The organism is Kribbella deserti (genome assembly GCF_042434725.1).
Lineage (GTDB): Bacteria > Actinomycetota > Actinomycetes > Propionibacteriales > Kribbellaceae > Kribbella > Kribbella deserti.
Map to the genome: position 1 here is coordinate 24,493 of NZ_JBHLTC010000041.1, position 13,779 is coordinate 38,271.

Annotated in this window: 12 protein-coding genes; 2 read left to right on the top strand and 10 right to left on the bottom strand. The window is 67.7% G+C overall.

What is annotated here, in order from left to right; genetic code table 11:
• Positions 1-41: 41 nt before the first annotated feature.
• Together ACFFGN_RS33150 and ACFFGN_RS33155 are read right to left on the bottom strand one after the other, a co-directional pair.
• A complete protein-coding gene (locus ACFFGN_RS33150) occupies positions 42-953 on the bottom strand; it encodes a hypothetical protein (RefSeq protein ID WP_380056198.1) in 912 nt (303 codons plus the stop codon).
• Between the two features lie 574 nt (positions 954-1,527).
• Positions 1,528-2,754 (bottom strand): MFS transporter, encoded by a 1,227-nt coding sequence (locus tag ACFFGN_RS33155; protein ID WP_380056201.1) that lies wholly within the window; start codon positions 2,752-2,754, stop codon positions 1,528-1,530.
• Between the two features lie 111 nt (positions 2,755-2,865).
• Here ACFFGN_RS33155 and ACFFGN_RS33160 point away from each other — a divergent pair, with 111 nt between their 5' ends.
• The gene (locus ACFFGN_RS33160) at positions 2,866-3,297 is read left to right on the top strand and encodes a CBS domain-containing protein (RefSeq protein WP_380056204.1); all 432 of its coding nucleotides are present in this window, start codon (positions 2,866-2,868) and stop codon (positions 3,295-3,297) included.
• A gap of 64 nt (positions 3,298-3,361) precedes the next feature.
• On the opposite strand, the gene ACFFGN_RS33165 is transcribed toward ACFFGN_RS33160, so the two are convergent.
• From ACFFGN_RS33165 to ACFFGN_RS33180, 4 genes are all read right to left on the bottom strand, one after another.
• Positions 3,362-5,071: a S8 family peptidase gene (locus tag ACFFGN_RS33165; protein WP_380056206.1), complete on the bottom strand. Its 1,710-nt coding sequence runs from the start codon at positions 5,069-5,071 to the stop codon at positions 3,362-3,364.
• 112 nt (positions 5,072-5,183) lie between these two features.
• Complete coding sequence (locus ACFFGN_RS33170) at positions 5,184-5,498, bottom strand: DUF4190 domain-containing protein (protein ID WP_380056208.1); 315 nt, start codon at positions 5,496-5,498, stop codon at positions 5,184-5,186.
• A gap of 22 nt (positions 5,499-5,520) precedes the next feature.
• The gene (locus ACFFGN_RS33175; RefSeq protein WP_380056211.1) at positions 5,521-6,873 is read right to left on the bottom strand and encodes a M16 family metallopeptidase; all 1,353 of its coding nucleotides are present in this window, start codon (positions 6,871-6,873) and stop codon (positions 5,521-5,523) included.
• Entirely contained in the window at positions 6,870-8,162 is a 1,293-nt protein-coding gene (locus tag ACFFGN_RS33180) for a M16 family metallopeptidase (protein ID WP_380056214.1), read from the bottom strand. Before ACFFGN_RS33180 ends, ACFFGN_RS33175 begins: the two co-directional genes overlap by 4 nt.
• A 185-nt stretch (positions 8,163-8,347) precedes the next feature.
• Between ACFFGN_RS33180 and ACFFGN_RS33185 the strand changes: the two genes are divergently transcribed.
• On the top strand, positions 8,348-9,832 hold the full coding sequence (locus tag ACFFGN_RS33185; RefSeq protein ID WP_380056217.1) for a PxKF domain-containing protein: 1,485 nt from the start codon (positions 8,348-8,350) through the stop codon (positions 9,830-9,832).
• 51 nt (positions 9,833-9,883) lie between these two features.
• Here the strand turns inward: ACFFGN_RS33185 and ACFFGN_RS33190 are convergent, their stop codons facing one another.
• From ACFFGN_RS33190 to ACFFGN_RS33205, 4 genes are all read right to left on the bottom strand, one after another.
• Positions 9,884-10,522 (bottom strand): response regulator, encoded by a 639-nt coding sequence (locus ACFFGN_RS33190; protein ID WP_380056220.1) that lies wholly within the window; start codon positions 10,520-10,522, stop codon positions 9,884-9,886.
• Positions 10,498-11,937 (bottom strand): sensor histidine kinase, encoded by a 1,440-nt coding sequence (locus ACFFGN_RS33195; RefSeq protein WP_380056223.1) that lies wholly within the window; start codon positions 11,935-11,937, stop codon positions 10,498-10,500. The genes ACFFGN_RS33190 and ACFFGN_RS33195 overlap by 25 nt, the downstream gene beginning before the upstream one ends.
• Before the next feature lie 85 nt (positions 11,938-12,022).
• The gene (locus ACFFGN_RS33200) at positions 12,023-12,847 is read right to left on the bottom strand and encodes a carbohydrate ABC transporter permease (protein ID WP_380056226.1); all 825 of its coding nucleotides are present in this window, start codon (positions 12,845-12,847) and stop codon (positions 12,023-12,025) included.
• A complete protein-coding gene (locus ACFFGN_RS33205) occupies positions 12,844-13,779 on the bottom strand; it encodes a carbohydrate ABC transporter permease (protein ID WP_380056228.1) in 936 nt (311 codons plus the stop codon). The genes ACFFGN_RS33200 and ACFFGN_RS33205 overlap by 4 nt, the downstream gene beginning before the upstream one ends.

The following is a 13,779-nucleotide window of genomic DNA, read 5'->3' on the forward strand; positions in this document are numbered from 1 at the left end:
TGAAGTTGCTTCAAGCAACAGAGTGTTCGCGGCAACATCGCTCAGCGGCGCGTCATGGCCAGCTCCTTCGCCGTGACCAGAACGGCCGTCACCTGCCCGGACTCGAGCGCCGCCAGCGCGCTAGTGCCCTTGAGTGGAGTGACGGGAGATCCATACGTACGAGTGAAGGCGGTCGCGGCGTCGTGCGCCTTCGCGGTCGCGCCGATCACCAGGCCCTTGCGGCCGCAAAGCTCGATCAGGCCCGCGATCGTATGCACCGACAGCGAACTCGCCACCGACGGCGACAACGCCAGCACGGGCTGATCCGCCACCTGAGTCGGTGCACCGATCACCACCTTGTGCTTCATCGCGGCGGTGGAAACGGCCTGCAACCGGGCCTGCAACTCCCCCGGTCCGGCCGGCGCGCCAACGGCTTTCGCGACCGAGCCGAGCGCCAACGGCACCAGGCCGATCCGGCCCGCGCCGAGCTCGCGCAGCGCCGTACTCGCGTCCGCTACCCGACGGGTGGTGACCGCGACATCGGCCCGCAGCAACGCGGCGGCGTACAACGCGGCAACGGCGCCCGCCGAACGATCAGCCGGTACGCCGACGGTCATCGTTTTCACCCTGGACTTCGCGGGCAGCCCGTCCAGATCGGCGAGCGCGGCCGAAACAGCCTTGGCGCGAGTGGCATTCGTTGCCCTGGCCACCTTTTCGACGTCGGCGGGCGAGATCGCCCGCGAGATCGTGGCGGTAAGCGCAAGCACCGTACGGAACTGACCGGTCGTGGTAGCCACCGGCACGACGTTGTTCGCCGGAATCGCCCCGCGGTCATCGGTCAGCGCGGCGGCGCCATGGGCCTTGGCCGGCTTACAGAACGCGTCGGTTCGCGAAGCCGGCTCGCGGTTTTGTCCCCCGCACCCCGAACACACCACCAACGTCACCACCACCGCGAAGGCAGCCAGCGACCTCATCGATCCCCTCCCGTACGAAACTCCCCAGCCGGATGCACGGGCCACGGGGCGACGGGCCTGCGTACTCCCTAACGCCCCACCACTCCCCCACGTTACGCACCCACCACCCTCCGTTACCCCACCGTTCCCCCGGCGCGCCGGTATCCCGCTCATCGGACCCTTGTAACGCGGCGTGTCGCCGTTCATCGGACGCTTCTGACGCGGCGTGTCGCCGTTCATCGGACGCTTCCGACGCGGCGTGTCGCCGTTCGTCGGACGCTTGTGACCTGGCGTGTCTCGGTTCATCGGACGTTTGGGACGCGGCATGTCGCCGTTCGTCGGACGCTTCTGACCATCCGCCTCAGGTCTTGTGTTCATTCGTCGGCATCCGCCCTCAACTCAGCGCGCCTGCCGCAGGTAAGCGGCGGCTGAGGGCGGATGCCGACGAATGAACGCAAAGGAACGGGTGGCCCAGGCGCCTTGGACACAAGGCTTTGGTCACAAGGGTCCGATGAACGGCGACACGCCGCGTCACAAGGGTCCGATGACCGGGATACCGGCGCGCCGGGGAGGCGGCACGGCGGGGTGGCGGGGGTTAGGTGGTGGAGCGGGGGAGGTTGCGGATGCTGGGGAGGAGGAGGGTGGCGGCTACCAGGAGGGTGATGGCGGCGGCGCCGTAGAGCTCGACGGTGCGGATGCCGATGCCGTTGGCCAGGTGGCCCGCGGTGAGCTGGCCGATCGGGATGGTGACGTACGAGCCGAGAGCGTCGTACGACGAGACGCGGGAGATCTTGTCGAGCGGGATGTGCTGGCCGAGGGCGGTTTCCCAGCCGATACCGAAGATCGCGAGGCCGGTACCGGTGAGGAACGCGACGGACGCGACGGCCCAAGTGGTCGGCAGGACCGCCAGGCAGAGCAGAACCGGCGCGGCCAGGAAGGTGCCTACCATGCCGACGCGCAGCGGATATCGCGGTTTGGCGCGCACCATCAGGGCGCCGCCCGCGATCAGGCCAGCCCCGAAGGCCGCACTGACCACGCCCCAGCCGGCCCGGCCGAAGGTGTCGTCGGCGATCACCGGGCCGAGGGTCGACCAGCAGGCCGCCCAGGTCACGTTGATCAGGCAGAAGGCGGCGACGATGACCCAGACCCACTGGTGGGAAGTGAATTCGGTCCAGCCGACACGAAGTTCGGACAGCACCGACTGGCCGCTGCGTTCGATCGGCGGCATCCGCAATCGCGACATCAGGTAGGCGCCGAGCGCGAAGGTGAAGGCGTCGACGTACAGACCCGCGGCCGAGCCGGCGAACGCCACGATCACGCCCGCGAGCGCCGCGCCGCCGACCACCGCGCTGGACCGGACGAATCCCGCGAGGGCGTTGGCCTGTGGCAGTTCCGCACGGTCGATCAGCGCGGGCAGAATTCCCACCATGGCGGGTAGAACGAACGCCGAGGCGGCTCCGTTGATCGCCTCGATCACGGCCAGCTGCCAGACCTCGGCACGACCGGTGACGAGCAGGGTCGCCGCGAGCACCTGGGTGATCGCGCAAACGCTGTTGGCCGCGACGATGACAAAATTCCGCGGCAACCGGTCCGCGATCACACCGCCGACCAGCATCAGCACAACCTGCGGGATGCTGCGCGCGGCCAGCACGATGCCGACGGCAGTGGCCGAGTCGGAGATGTCCAGTACGGCGAAAACCAGGGCGATGGGGGCGATCGACGAGCCCAGCACTGAGACGAACCGGGCGCCGAGGAACGTCCGAACGCTGCTGTGCCGGAGTACGGCCAGATCGGCTCGCCAGCCGGAGCGGTCGGAACTCACCGGCGGATCGTGTCAGAGGTCGTTACAACCCGGCAATGCATTTACTACTGACGGGAAGCAAGATCCTGGCTAGCCTTGGCTTTTGGGCTCCGATGACGAGCAGGAGGCTCTATGAAGATCAACGACGTTCTGCGCGGTAAAGGCACCGAAGTCGTGACCATCTCACCAGAAGCCACCGTCAGCGAGCTGCTCGCTCTGCTGGCCGAGCACAATGTCGGCGCGCTCGTGGTGAGCGCCGACGGCCGTTCCGTGGACGGCATCGTGTCCGAACGCGACATCGTTCGCCTGATCCATCGCGACGCCGAGGGCCTGCACACCCAGGTGGCCGCGATCATGACGGCTGAGGTCCATACCTGTGATCCGGACACCCATATCGACGACCTGATGCGGCTGATGACCGATCGCCGCATCCGGCATGTTCCGGTGCTGAAGGACAACGCGCTGTCCGGCATCGTCAGCATCGGTGACGTGGTCAAGACCCGCATCGGTGAGCTGGAGTTCGAGCGCGAGCAGCTGTCGAACTACATCGCCAGCTCCGGCTAGAGCCTCTTAGTCGGTAGTCATGCTTGTGGGCCCGGGAGATTCCTCCCGGGCCCACTTGCATGTTCTAGCGGCCGGTGACAGCTCCGAAGGCGTCTACGATGCCGTGGCCGTAGAACCCGTTGAAGCTACGGTCGCCTTCGCAGAGCGCGTTGAACTCCACCGAGCGTCCTTCGTTGGTGTACGTCTGCAGGCGCGGTTCCGGGCAGGAACGCTCCTGCGCCGTCGCGAAGAGCCGCTTGTGCACCTGGTCCGGCGGAAGGCCGAACTTGGCGCCGGCGCCCTTGCCGTACTCGCTGACGATCAGAGCGGCTACACCCGAAACGTGCGGCGAGGCCATCGAAGTGCCCTGCAGCCAGTTGTAGTAGCCGCAGCGGGTGTATTCGGTCTCCCCCGGCGGGCACTGCTTCTGGATGCCACCGGTTACACCGGCAGGCGTGATGTTTCCGGCCGCGTCAACGAACCCGAGCACCTGCAGCTTGTTCACGGGGTACGTCGACAGGATGAGGTTCTCGTTCACGCGGTAGTTCGGCGTACCGAAGTAGTCGCGGAACCAGCCACCCGGCGCCGACACCTCGATCTGCTCCAGGCCGTAGTTCGAGTAGTCGGCCTTCTTGCCCGACGGGCCCAGAGCCGAAACACCGATCACGTGCGGCCCCTCGATCGGCAGGTCGAAGCACGTCGCGTTGTCGATCGGACGCGGGTACGGCGGTACGTCGCCGTAGTCCGGGCTCGAGATGTCGATCCGGGGCTTACCGAGGTCCTCGTGGTTGTTGCCGAGCGAACCGACCAGGGTCACCTTGCGGTCGTGCGCGTACTCCAGCGCGCGCTGAACCGTACGAATGGTCGTGCGCTGCTCCGCCTGCGCCTCCGGACTGTCGGCCGGGTTCGCGATGCAGTTGTACAGCCACGGGTCGATGTAGAACGACATGTTCACCACGTCGAGCCGTACGTCACCCGCATACGTCAGCGCGTCGACCACCGGGCCGAGGAAGACGAAACCGCTGTCCTGGCCTCCCCGGATCATCACCAGGCTGACGTTCGGGGCAACACCCGAGACGCCGAGGCCGTTCGCGGCGGCGCCGATCGTGCCGGCCACGTGCGTGCCGTGGCCGCTGTCGTCCCAGCCGACCGGATCCAAGCAACCGGCGAACTCACACGGGCCGTCGATCTCGGGAATGTCCGGCGCGAAGTTGCGCGACAGGTTCCAGTCGAAGTTCGGCGCGATATCCGGGTTGCGGGCGTCGATACCGGAGTCCAATACGCCCACCTTGACGAGCTTCTTGCCCGGCTGCACCTGCCGGGCCAGGTCGGACCGGACCATGCGCAGGCCCCACAGCTTGTCGTCCAGCGGGTCCATGCCGACGGCCGTCGCTGCTTTCGGTGCGCCCGCTTTCGGTGCACCCGCCTTCGCGGCACCCGCGATCAGGTGCTCCTCCTCGACCGGGTTGAACTTCGGCTGCGGCACGGAACCGATCGAACGGTTCCGGGCGGCGCCGTCGATGGCCGGCGAGGCCGCCACCTTCGTACTGAATCCGGCCGCCGGTCCGCGCACGGTCATCGTGCCGAGGTTGACGTTCTCCTTGACCAGCGTGCCGCCGGCGGCCTCAACGGCGGCCAGCGCGGCGGAGCGGTCAGCGCCCGGTTCCAGCAGAACCAGGTATTCGGTGGTACTCGCGGCCGCGGCCCCCACCGCGGTCGGTGTGATCGTGAGCGAAGCCCCGACAAGTGCCAACGCACCCGCGGCAACGCCCAGAGTTCGACGGAAATCCCTCACTGGTTTCCCCTCCCAAGGACAGCATGACGGGCTCACCGTAGGGCCGGTGAGCCCGTCAGACCAGACTTCGGAGTGGTTCTATGTTGTCAGGGGCAAGCAAACAAACGTCTGATCAGTAGTCGTTGCCCAGTTCGTTCAGCGACACACCGACGATGACGGCCATCACGACCCAGAACAGCACCAGCAAAACCAGCAGCACCGTGCCGATGATGCCGAACCAGTAGCCGGCCGTTGCGACCGATCGGTTCTTGTACACACCTGGTGACGCGTCGATCTCGTTGAGTGCTTTCCGGCCGTAGATCCAGGCGACCGGCGCGACCACCACGAGGCCCATCATCAGGCCGACGATGCCGAACACCAGCGCGACGGTGGCGTTGCGATTGTCCTGCGGTACGGCGTGCGCCGGCGCGGGCTGGAATTGCGCCATCAACGGCTCCTCTGGCTGGGCATCACTCGACGACGGTGACGTCACCGAGGCCGAGACTGCTGAGCTGACCGGTGATGGCCGGCTCATCCCCTACGACGACGATCAGCAGGCCGTTGGTTCCGACGTACTCGCGGTAGGCCCCGGTGGCCGAGTCCGCGGTGGTCGCCGCGATCTGCGCCAGGTAGGTGTCGGCGAAGTCCAGCGGAACCCCGGCGGCGATGTTGCTGCCGACCTGGGTCGCGATCGAGTCGGCCTGCTCGTAGCGCAGCGGCGCGGTCCGGATCAGGCTGTCCTTCGCGTCGGCCACCTCGCGATCGGTCAGGCCGTCGCGGGCCTCGAGCAGGATCCGCACGGCGTCCTCGACGGACGCGCCGGTCACGTCGGTCCGCACCGAGCCACCGAGGTTGAACAGGCCACCCTTGCTCGGCGCCGCGAAGCTGGATCGCGTGCCGTAGGTGTAGCCCTTCTCCTCACGCAGGACCCGGTCGACGCGGGAGCTGATCGTGCCGCCGACCACGTGCGAAGCCACCGCGGCGGCGCCCCAGACCGCGTCGCGCCGGTCCGGTCCCGGGCAGCCGATCATCAGCTGGCTCTGCACCGAACCCGGGCGGTTCACCACGACGATCCGGTTGCCCGGGACAAAGATCGGCTCGGGCGTCTCCGGCGCCGGCTCGGCCTGTGCGGTCCATGAACCGAAGGCCTCGTCGATCAGCGCGGCCACGTCCTGCCCACCGGAATCACCCGCGAACAGGATCTGCGCGCGGCCCGGTCCGATATTGCGCTGGTAGAACTCGCGCACCGCCTCGGGGGTGAGCCCGCGCACGGTCTCCGGCGTACCCCCGGTCGGGCGGGAGCGTCGTACGGAGGGATCGAAGATGGCGGCGGCGAACGCCTCACGGGCCCGGTACGCCGCGCCGGCACGCTCCTGGCCGATCTCGCCGAGGCGGATCGTGACGTGGCGCCCGACATCGTCCGGGTTGAACGCCGGCTTGGTGATGGCTTCGGCGAGCAGGGCGACGGCCTCGCTCAAGTGCGAGACCGGCACCGAGATCTCCACGTGCAGCGCGTCGGACGTGACGTCCACGCCGTACGCCGCGCCGTGGCGCTCCAGAGCGGCAGCGAACTCGTTGGCCGATCGCAGCTCGGTACCTTCGTCGAGCGTGCGCGACATGATCGTGGCGACGCCCTCGAGCTCACGCGGTTCGGCCGACAGAGGCATCGCGACAGTCACTCGCACGGTGGCGACGTACTGCCCTGGCCGCTCGAAGACGTGCACCGGCGTACCGGCGCGGGTCTGCGTCGTGACCGCGGTCGGGAACTTCCACGGCCGCGGCGGCGCGACGGCGGGCGGGGTGGTCACGGCTGGGCTGCTCACTGCTGCTCCCCATCGGTGGTGTCGGTCGGCTTGCGGTAGGTGACCTGCGCCCGGCGGTCCGCGCGGATCCACTCGGCCGCGACGGCCTGCACCTGCTCAGCGGTGACCGCGCGAATGTCGTCGATCCGGCGGTTGATGCGGTCCGGATCCCCGAACAGCAGCGCGTGATGCGACAGTTCGTCTGCCCGGCCGGAACACGTCGACAGCTGCTCCAGCCAGTCGCGCTCGGCCTGGGCCTGCACGGTCAGCAGTTCTTCCTCGGTCACGCCCTCGGCTGCGAGCTTCTCGACCTCTTCGGCGATGGCGTCCTCGACACGCTGCAACTCAACGCCCTCGACCGCGATCCCCGTCAAGGTGCCGAAGGAGACGCCGCCGATCAGCGGCAGCGCACCACCCGATACGGACTGGGCGATCTGCTCGTCCCGAACCAGGCGGCGGTTGAGCCGGCTGCTCTGACCACCGGCCAGTACGTCGAGGGCGAGCGCCCCCGCGTCCAGCTCGGGCGTGCCGTCGGCCGGGAGGCGGAACAGCATCGTCACCAGGTCGGACGGCACATCCTCGACCACGTCGTCGCGGAACACGCCCTGCAGCGGGCCGATCGTGCCGTCCGGCGCCGCGGGTGGCTTCGGAATGGCCGGGATGTGCCCGAAATAGCGCTTGGCCGCGGCGAACGCGTCCTCTTCGGCCACGTCACCGACGATCGACAGCACGGCGTTGTTCGGCCCGTAGTGGGTGCGGAAGAACGCGTGCACGTCCTCGACGGTGGCAGCGTCCAGGTCGGCCATCGAGCCGATCGTCATATGGCCATACGGATGGGAGTCGCCGAAGGCCAGCCGGACGAGCCGCTCGTAGGAGTCGCCATACGGCCGGTTGTCGTAGCTTTGCCGCTTCTCTTCCTTGACCACGTCGCGCTGGTTGTCCAGGTTCTCCTGGTTCACCGCGTCGAGCAGGTAGGCCATCCGGTCGGCCTCGAGCCACAGGGCCAGGTCGAGACCGCCACTGGGCAGGGCCTCGAAGTAGTTGGTCCGGTCGAAGAAGGTGGTCGCGTTCAGGCTCGCGCCGACGGCCTCGAGCAGGGCGAAGTGCTGCCCGGACTCGACATTGCGCGATCCCTGGAACATCAGGTGCTCGAAAAGGTGCGCGAAACCGGTCAGGCCCGGCGGCTCGTGGCGCGACCCGACGTCGTACCAGAGGTTCACGGAGACGATCGGGACGGCGCGATCCGAGCTGACGACAACACGGAGCCCGTTGTCCAGCGTCTGCTCGGCGATGGGGTAGGTCAGCGGCATGACGCCACCCTACGTGGCGACCGGACCTCGTTCACGGCGTTGTCCACAGGCCCCGCGAAGCTCCGGCCCGTTTAGGTAGTTGAACGCTTGAGAGGACCAAAGGCCCTATGCCTCCCGGCGGCGGCTACCTACGGTTACCACCAGATGGGCGCGGAGGGGTGCTCGTCACCAGGGGAGGAAACACCATGAGATGGACCACCACTCGACTTGTCCGGCGGGGAGGGACCGCGGCCGGTGCGGCAGCGGTGCTGACGACGGTGGCGCTACTGGCCGCCGGGATCGCGCGGGCCGACGTCATCAACGCGTCGATCGACAGCAGCGACACTCCCATTATCTTGACGGCCGGCGATCCCGCTTCCACGGGCAGCGCCACGGTCAAGGTGGTGGAGAACAAGAATGACGGCGACAACGGTTGCAACATCGACGACGACGAGAAACTGACAATTGAGCTGGTGACTCCGGCCGGCGTGGTGGCAACGCCCGCCACGCTCACCTTCACCAGCTGTCAGACCCTCCCGGTCAGCTTCGCCGCGCAGGCGAACGCCGTCAGCGGCACGGTGACCGCGAAGATCACCGAGAACACCACCGGGGACGGCTCGTTCCAGAACGTCGTCGGCATCCCGATCGTCGTCACCGCACCGCCGCCCGTGGCCGACGGCGACAACGACAACGTTCCGGACAGCACCGACAACTGCCCCACCGTCGCGAATCCCACGCAGGCCAACGCCGACGGCGACACCCTCGGCAACGCCTGCGACGACAACTCCTACCCGCCGGTGGCAGCCAACGCACCTTCGGACGAGAACGGCACCGAGGGTTCCGGGCTGTCAGCCGCCGGCTCGTTCACCGATGCCGACGGCAACAACACGCTGACGATCAGCCAGGTCAGCGGAGCCGGCTCGATCACCGACAACGGTGACGGGACCTGGTCGTGGCAGCACAGCACCAACGACGACGCCACCGGCACGGTGCAGGTGCGCGCCTCGGACGGTGAGCACGAGACCGCTTCGCAGACCTTCGCCTGGACCGCGGACAACGTCGCGCCGGTGGTCGGCAGCGTCAGCACCACGCGGACCGGCGCCTGCGCCGTCACGGTCAGCGCCGCGTTCACCGACGCGGGTAGCGCCGACACCCACACGGCGGCGATCAACTGGGGCGACGGCATCATCGACTCCTCGGCCGCCACGGCGGTTGCCGGCAGCCACACGTACCCGGCGAACGGCAGCTACCAGATCGGCATCACCGTGACCGACGACGACCAGGGCGCCGACACGGCCGCCGCTGCCTTCGCGACGAAGAACACGCCGGGCACGCTGATGCAGCCGATCAACGCGGCTGGTACCCGGAGCGTGTTCAAGCTGGGCAGCACGATTCCGGTCAAGGTTCAGGTGACGGGTTGCGACGGCGCCCCCGTGACCACGCTGAGCCCGGCGGTCGCGCTGACGAAGCTCGACTCCCAACCGGATGGCTCGATCAACGAGGCGAGCCTGGACACCGTGCCGACCAACGGCCTGGCCATGCGCTGGGCAGAACCGCAGTACATCTACAACCTGTCGACGAAGCTGAGCCAGCAGACCGGCGCGGCACTCGTTGCCGGCACCTACCGGATCACTGTTTCGGACCCGAGCTTCCTGGCTCCGGTCGTGGCACAGGTCGATCTCCGCAAGTAAGGAGCAGCACGCCGGCGAGTGACGGGTCGAATCCCGCACTCGCCGGCGTTGCTAGTGGTCATCGCGCAGCAGGTCGATCGCCGCCTGCCGGTCGGTGACCCGAAGCTTTCGCAGTACCGACGAGACGTGCACGCGCACCGTGGTCGGCGCGAGAAAGAGCCGCTCCGCGACCGCCTCGGTGGTCAAGCCCTGGGACAGCAGCTCCATCACCTCCCACTCGCGGGAACTGAGCCGGCTGGCGGCAGGAGTACGGCGACTGGGACGGCCGGGCGCACGGAATTCGTCCAGAATCCTCGCCACCAAAGAGCGCGGGATCGCCGCCTCACCGGCCAGTACGCCGCGCAGAGCCGCCGGCAGCCGCGCCGGATCGGTGTCCTTGAGCAGGTAGCCGGACGCCCCGGCACGAAGCGAGTCGAACAGGTCGGCATCGGCACGGGAGACCGTCAGCATCACGATCGCGGTCTCGGGCACCAGGCGGCGGATCTCGCCTGCCGCCCGGATGCCGCTACCGGGCATGTGGATGTCCAGCAGCGCTACGTCGGGCCGGTGCTGCTCGGTCAAGCGGATCGCTCCAGGCCCGTCCGCGGCCTCACCGCACACCTCGAATCCGCCCGCCTCCAGCGCGACCCGGATACCGTGCCGCAGTTGCGGATGATCGTCGGCCATCACGACCCGGATCGGCTGGTCCATGGCCACCTCACCTTCACCGTGGTCGGGCCACCCGCGGCCGCGACGATGTCGAACGAGCCCGGCAGGGCCTCCGCTCGTTCCCGCATGCTGATCAGGCCGAACCCGCTGCCGCGGCGCGCGGGCCGGCTCGGATCGAACCCCTCGCCGTCATCGGTCACCGTGAGCAGCGCGTTGTTCCCGTCCCGTTCCAGCCGTACGTCGATCCGGCCCGCCCGTCCATGCCGGATCGCGTTCAGCACCGCCTCCCGCGTGATCCGTACCAGCGCATGCCGCTGCTGCGGAGACACTCGCACTGCTTCGTCGAGATCCAGTTCGACGTTGGCGTCGTGGCGGTCCGCCAGGTGATGAACCGCCCGCGCGAGCACCGTACTCAGTGGCTCGTCGGGTTCCCGGCCGAGCGCGTCGACCATGTCCCGTGCCTCGTCCAGCGCACGTTCGCTGGCGGCGAGGATGCGGTTCACCCTGGGCCCGTCGGTGGTACCGAAGGCGACCACCTCGGAGCGGATATAGCTGAGTTCCTGCAGTACGCCGTCGTGCATTTCCCGGGCGAGGCGCCTCCGGTCACCTGCGACCGCTAGTTGTGCCTGCGAGGCCCAGTAGCGGCTGATCTCCTGGCCGGCGCCAATCAGCAGTAGGAAGTAGCAGCCGGTCCGCAGTACGTCTCCGCTGTACAACCAGTCCGGATGAGTCGAGGGGAACAACAGGTAGTTCAGCCGGGCGAACGCGCCTAACACGCAGGCGGGCGCCAGCCACCGCAGCAGTACGTCGTCGCGGCGGCGGTGCGCCTGGATCGCGAAGGCCGTAGCCGCGACGGCAAAGCAAAGAAAAGCAAAGACCTGAACGCCGGACAGAAGCGGATGGCCATCGCTGGAACGCTGCAGCCGTAACCAGGACGCTTCGGGAAGCCAAGGCGCGAGCCGCCAGAGTACGAAAGCCAGAGTGGTTGCGGCCAGCGACGCCGGCGCCAACTCCCAACCGCGGCCGAGCCGCCGACCAACCACCCGAGTGGCTAGTAGGGCGGCTGTGACCAGGGACAAAGCCCCGAGAACGCGAACGGCTAGCGGCAGCCAGAACGCCAGTTCGCCCGGTTGGTCGTTCCGGGCCAGCGTGACGGTGTGAAGCAGACTGGCCGTTCCCAGCAGTAGAAGCGCCTGCAACAGCAGGAGGTCCTGCCAACGGCCAGTGCGACGGAACCTTCCTAGGACCAGGTAAGCGAGTAGCAGCGCGATACCCGCGTCGGCCGTCTCGAGCACCAGGTGGACCGCCGGGTTGCGCGAACCGACCACTAGCCCGGGCTGGCCCACCACGATCGCCGTACCGACAACGCAGGCGGCGACGGCCGCCATGACGGCCGTCGCCGGTTCCTGGGCTCGCCAGGCCGCGGTTCGCGCTCTAAGCGTGCCCCCATGGCCCATAGTCACTGACCGTACGCCCCCCGCGAAGGTCGCCGGAAGGGCAGTGTGCGGCTAGCGACCGCTGTTGGTTGCTTCTGCCGCTTGCTCAGCCCTTGATCGCGCCACCGAGGGCGAAGGCGCCGCCGAGCTTCTTGCTGAGCAGCAGGTAGAGGATCAGCACCGGCATCGTGTAGATCAGCGAGTACGCCGCGAGCTGGCCGTAGTTGACCTCGCCGTACTGGCTGAAGAACGTGAAGATGCTGACCGAGGCCGGCAACCGCTCGGGTGAGAGCAGCAGCATGAACGGTACGAAGAAGTTGCCCCACATCCCGATGAAGGTGAAGATCAGCACCACCGCGATACCGGGCCACATCAGCGGCAACACGATCCGGAACAACGCCTGCATACTGCCCGCGCCGTCCACCCAGGCCGCCTCCTCCAGCGACAGCGGCACGCCGTCCATGAAGGTCTTGGTGAGCCAGATCGCGAACGGCAACGAGCTGGTCGCCATGAACATGATCGTGCCGCCGATCGTGTCCACCAGGTTCAGCTGCACGAACAGGCCGTAGACCGGCACCATGACCGCCGTGATCGGCAGGCCTGTCGCGAAGAGCACCGTGAGCAGGAACGGCCGGTTGAACTTCGTCTTGAACCTAGACAGCGGATAAGCCGCCAAGACCGCGCAGAGCAGGGTCAAGAGGGCAGAGCCGCCGCAGAGGATCAGACCGTTCAACATCGGCCGGTACGTCGTATCGACGTTCAGCACGGCCCGGAAGTTGTCGAACGTCGGGCGATCCGGCAACTCCACCCGAAGGCCTGCCGTTGAGTTGATCGAGGCGAACAACACCCACAGCAGCGGCAGTACGAACAGCGCGCCGATGCCGAGCAGGACGAGGTTGGCCGTCAGTTTGCTGACTTGGGCCCGGGTCATGCCGCCTCCGAGTTCAATCCGCGCAGGTAGATCAGCGAGAAGACCGCGCCGATCGCCAGCATCACCAGGGCGATCGCCGTGCCGTAACCGATCTGGGAGAAGCTGAAGGCCTGCTCGTACATGTACAGCGGCAGGGTCTGGCTCTTGGTGCCCGGACCGCCACGGGTCATCGCGTAGATCAGGCCGAACACGCTCAGCGTCTGCAGCGTGATCAGCATCAGGTTGGTCAGGATGGCCCGGCTGATCATCGGCAGCGTGACCCACCACAACCGCCGCGATCCGGCCGCGCCGTCCATCTCGGCCGACTCCTCGATCTCCTTGGGGATCTCGCTCAGCGCCGCCGAGTAGACCAGCATCGAGAACGCCGTACCGCGCCAGATGTTCGCGATCGAGACCGCGATGATCGGGGCGCCGTACAACCAGTCCTGGCCGTTGAGGCCGACCTTCTCGAGAATGACGTTGAGCGTGCCGTCGGAGTTGAGGAAGGCGCTCAGCAGGTACGCCGCGACCACCTCGGGCAAGACCCACGCGCCGATCACCGCCGTACCGACCAGCGAGCGGACCAGCTTGGTCGAACGGCGCATCAGCAGCGCCAGCCCGAGGCCAAGGGTGTTCTGGCCGATGATCGCGGAGATCAGCGTGAAGACCAGCGTGAGCCAGATCGAGTTGATGAACGCGTTGCTGCCGAAGGCCTTACGGAAGTTGTCGAGGCCGATGAACTCGACCTCGGCCGCGCCCGTACCGGTCAGCGCCATGTTGGTGAAGGCGGCGTACAGGCAGTAGAGGATCGGGCCGGCCAGGAAGACCAGCATCAGCACGATGGAAGGTGCCAACGGCAACATCTTCACCAGCTTGGCACCGCGCGGTGGCCCCGCCGGGCCGGGTCCGTCGCCGACGGAACCCGGCACCGCAGGGGCGATCGTGGAAGTCAC

Excerpts from the sequence above, each read along its gene's own strand:
- ACFFGN_RS33150 (WP_380056198.1), bottom strand. The coding sequence starts at position 953 with ATGAGGTCGCTGGCTGCCTTCGCGGTGGTGGTGACGTTGGTGGTGTGT.
- ACFFGN_RS33160 (WP_380056204.1), top strand. The coding sequence starts at position 2,866 with ATGAAGATCAACGACGTTCTGCGCGGTAAAGGCACCGAAGTCGTGACC.
- ACFFGN_RS33170 (WP_380056208.1), bottom strand. The coding sequence starts at position 5,498 with ATGGCGCAATTCCAGCCCGCGCCGGCGCACGCCGTACCGCAGGACAAT.
- ACFFGN_RS33180 (WP_380056214.1), bottom strand. The coding sequence starts at position 8,162 with ATGCCGCTGACCTACCCCATCGCCGAGCAGACGCTGGACAACGGGCTC.
- ACFFGN_RS33185 (WP_380056217.1), top strand. The coding sequence starts at position 8,348 with ATGAGATGGACCACCACTCGACTTGTCCGGCGGGGAGGGACCGCGGCC.
- ACFFGN_RS33190 (WP_380056220.1), bottom strand. The coding sequence starts at position 10,522 with ATGGACCAGCCGATCCGGGTCGTGATGGCCGACGATCATCCGCAACTG.
- ACFFGN_RS33195 (WP_380056223.1), bottom strand. The coding sequence starts at position 11,937 with ATGGGCCATGGGGGCACGCTTAGAGCGCGAACCGCGGCCTGGCGAGCC.
- ACFFGN_RS33200 (WP_380056226.1), bottom strand. The coding sequence starts at position 12,847 with ATGACCCGGGCCCAAGTCAGCAAACTGACGGCCAACCTCGTCCTGCTC.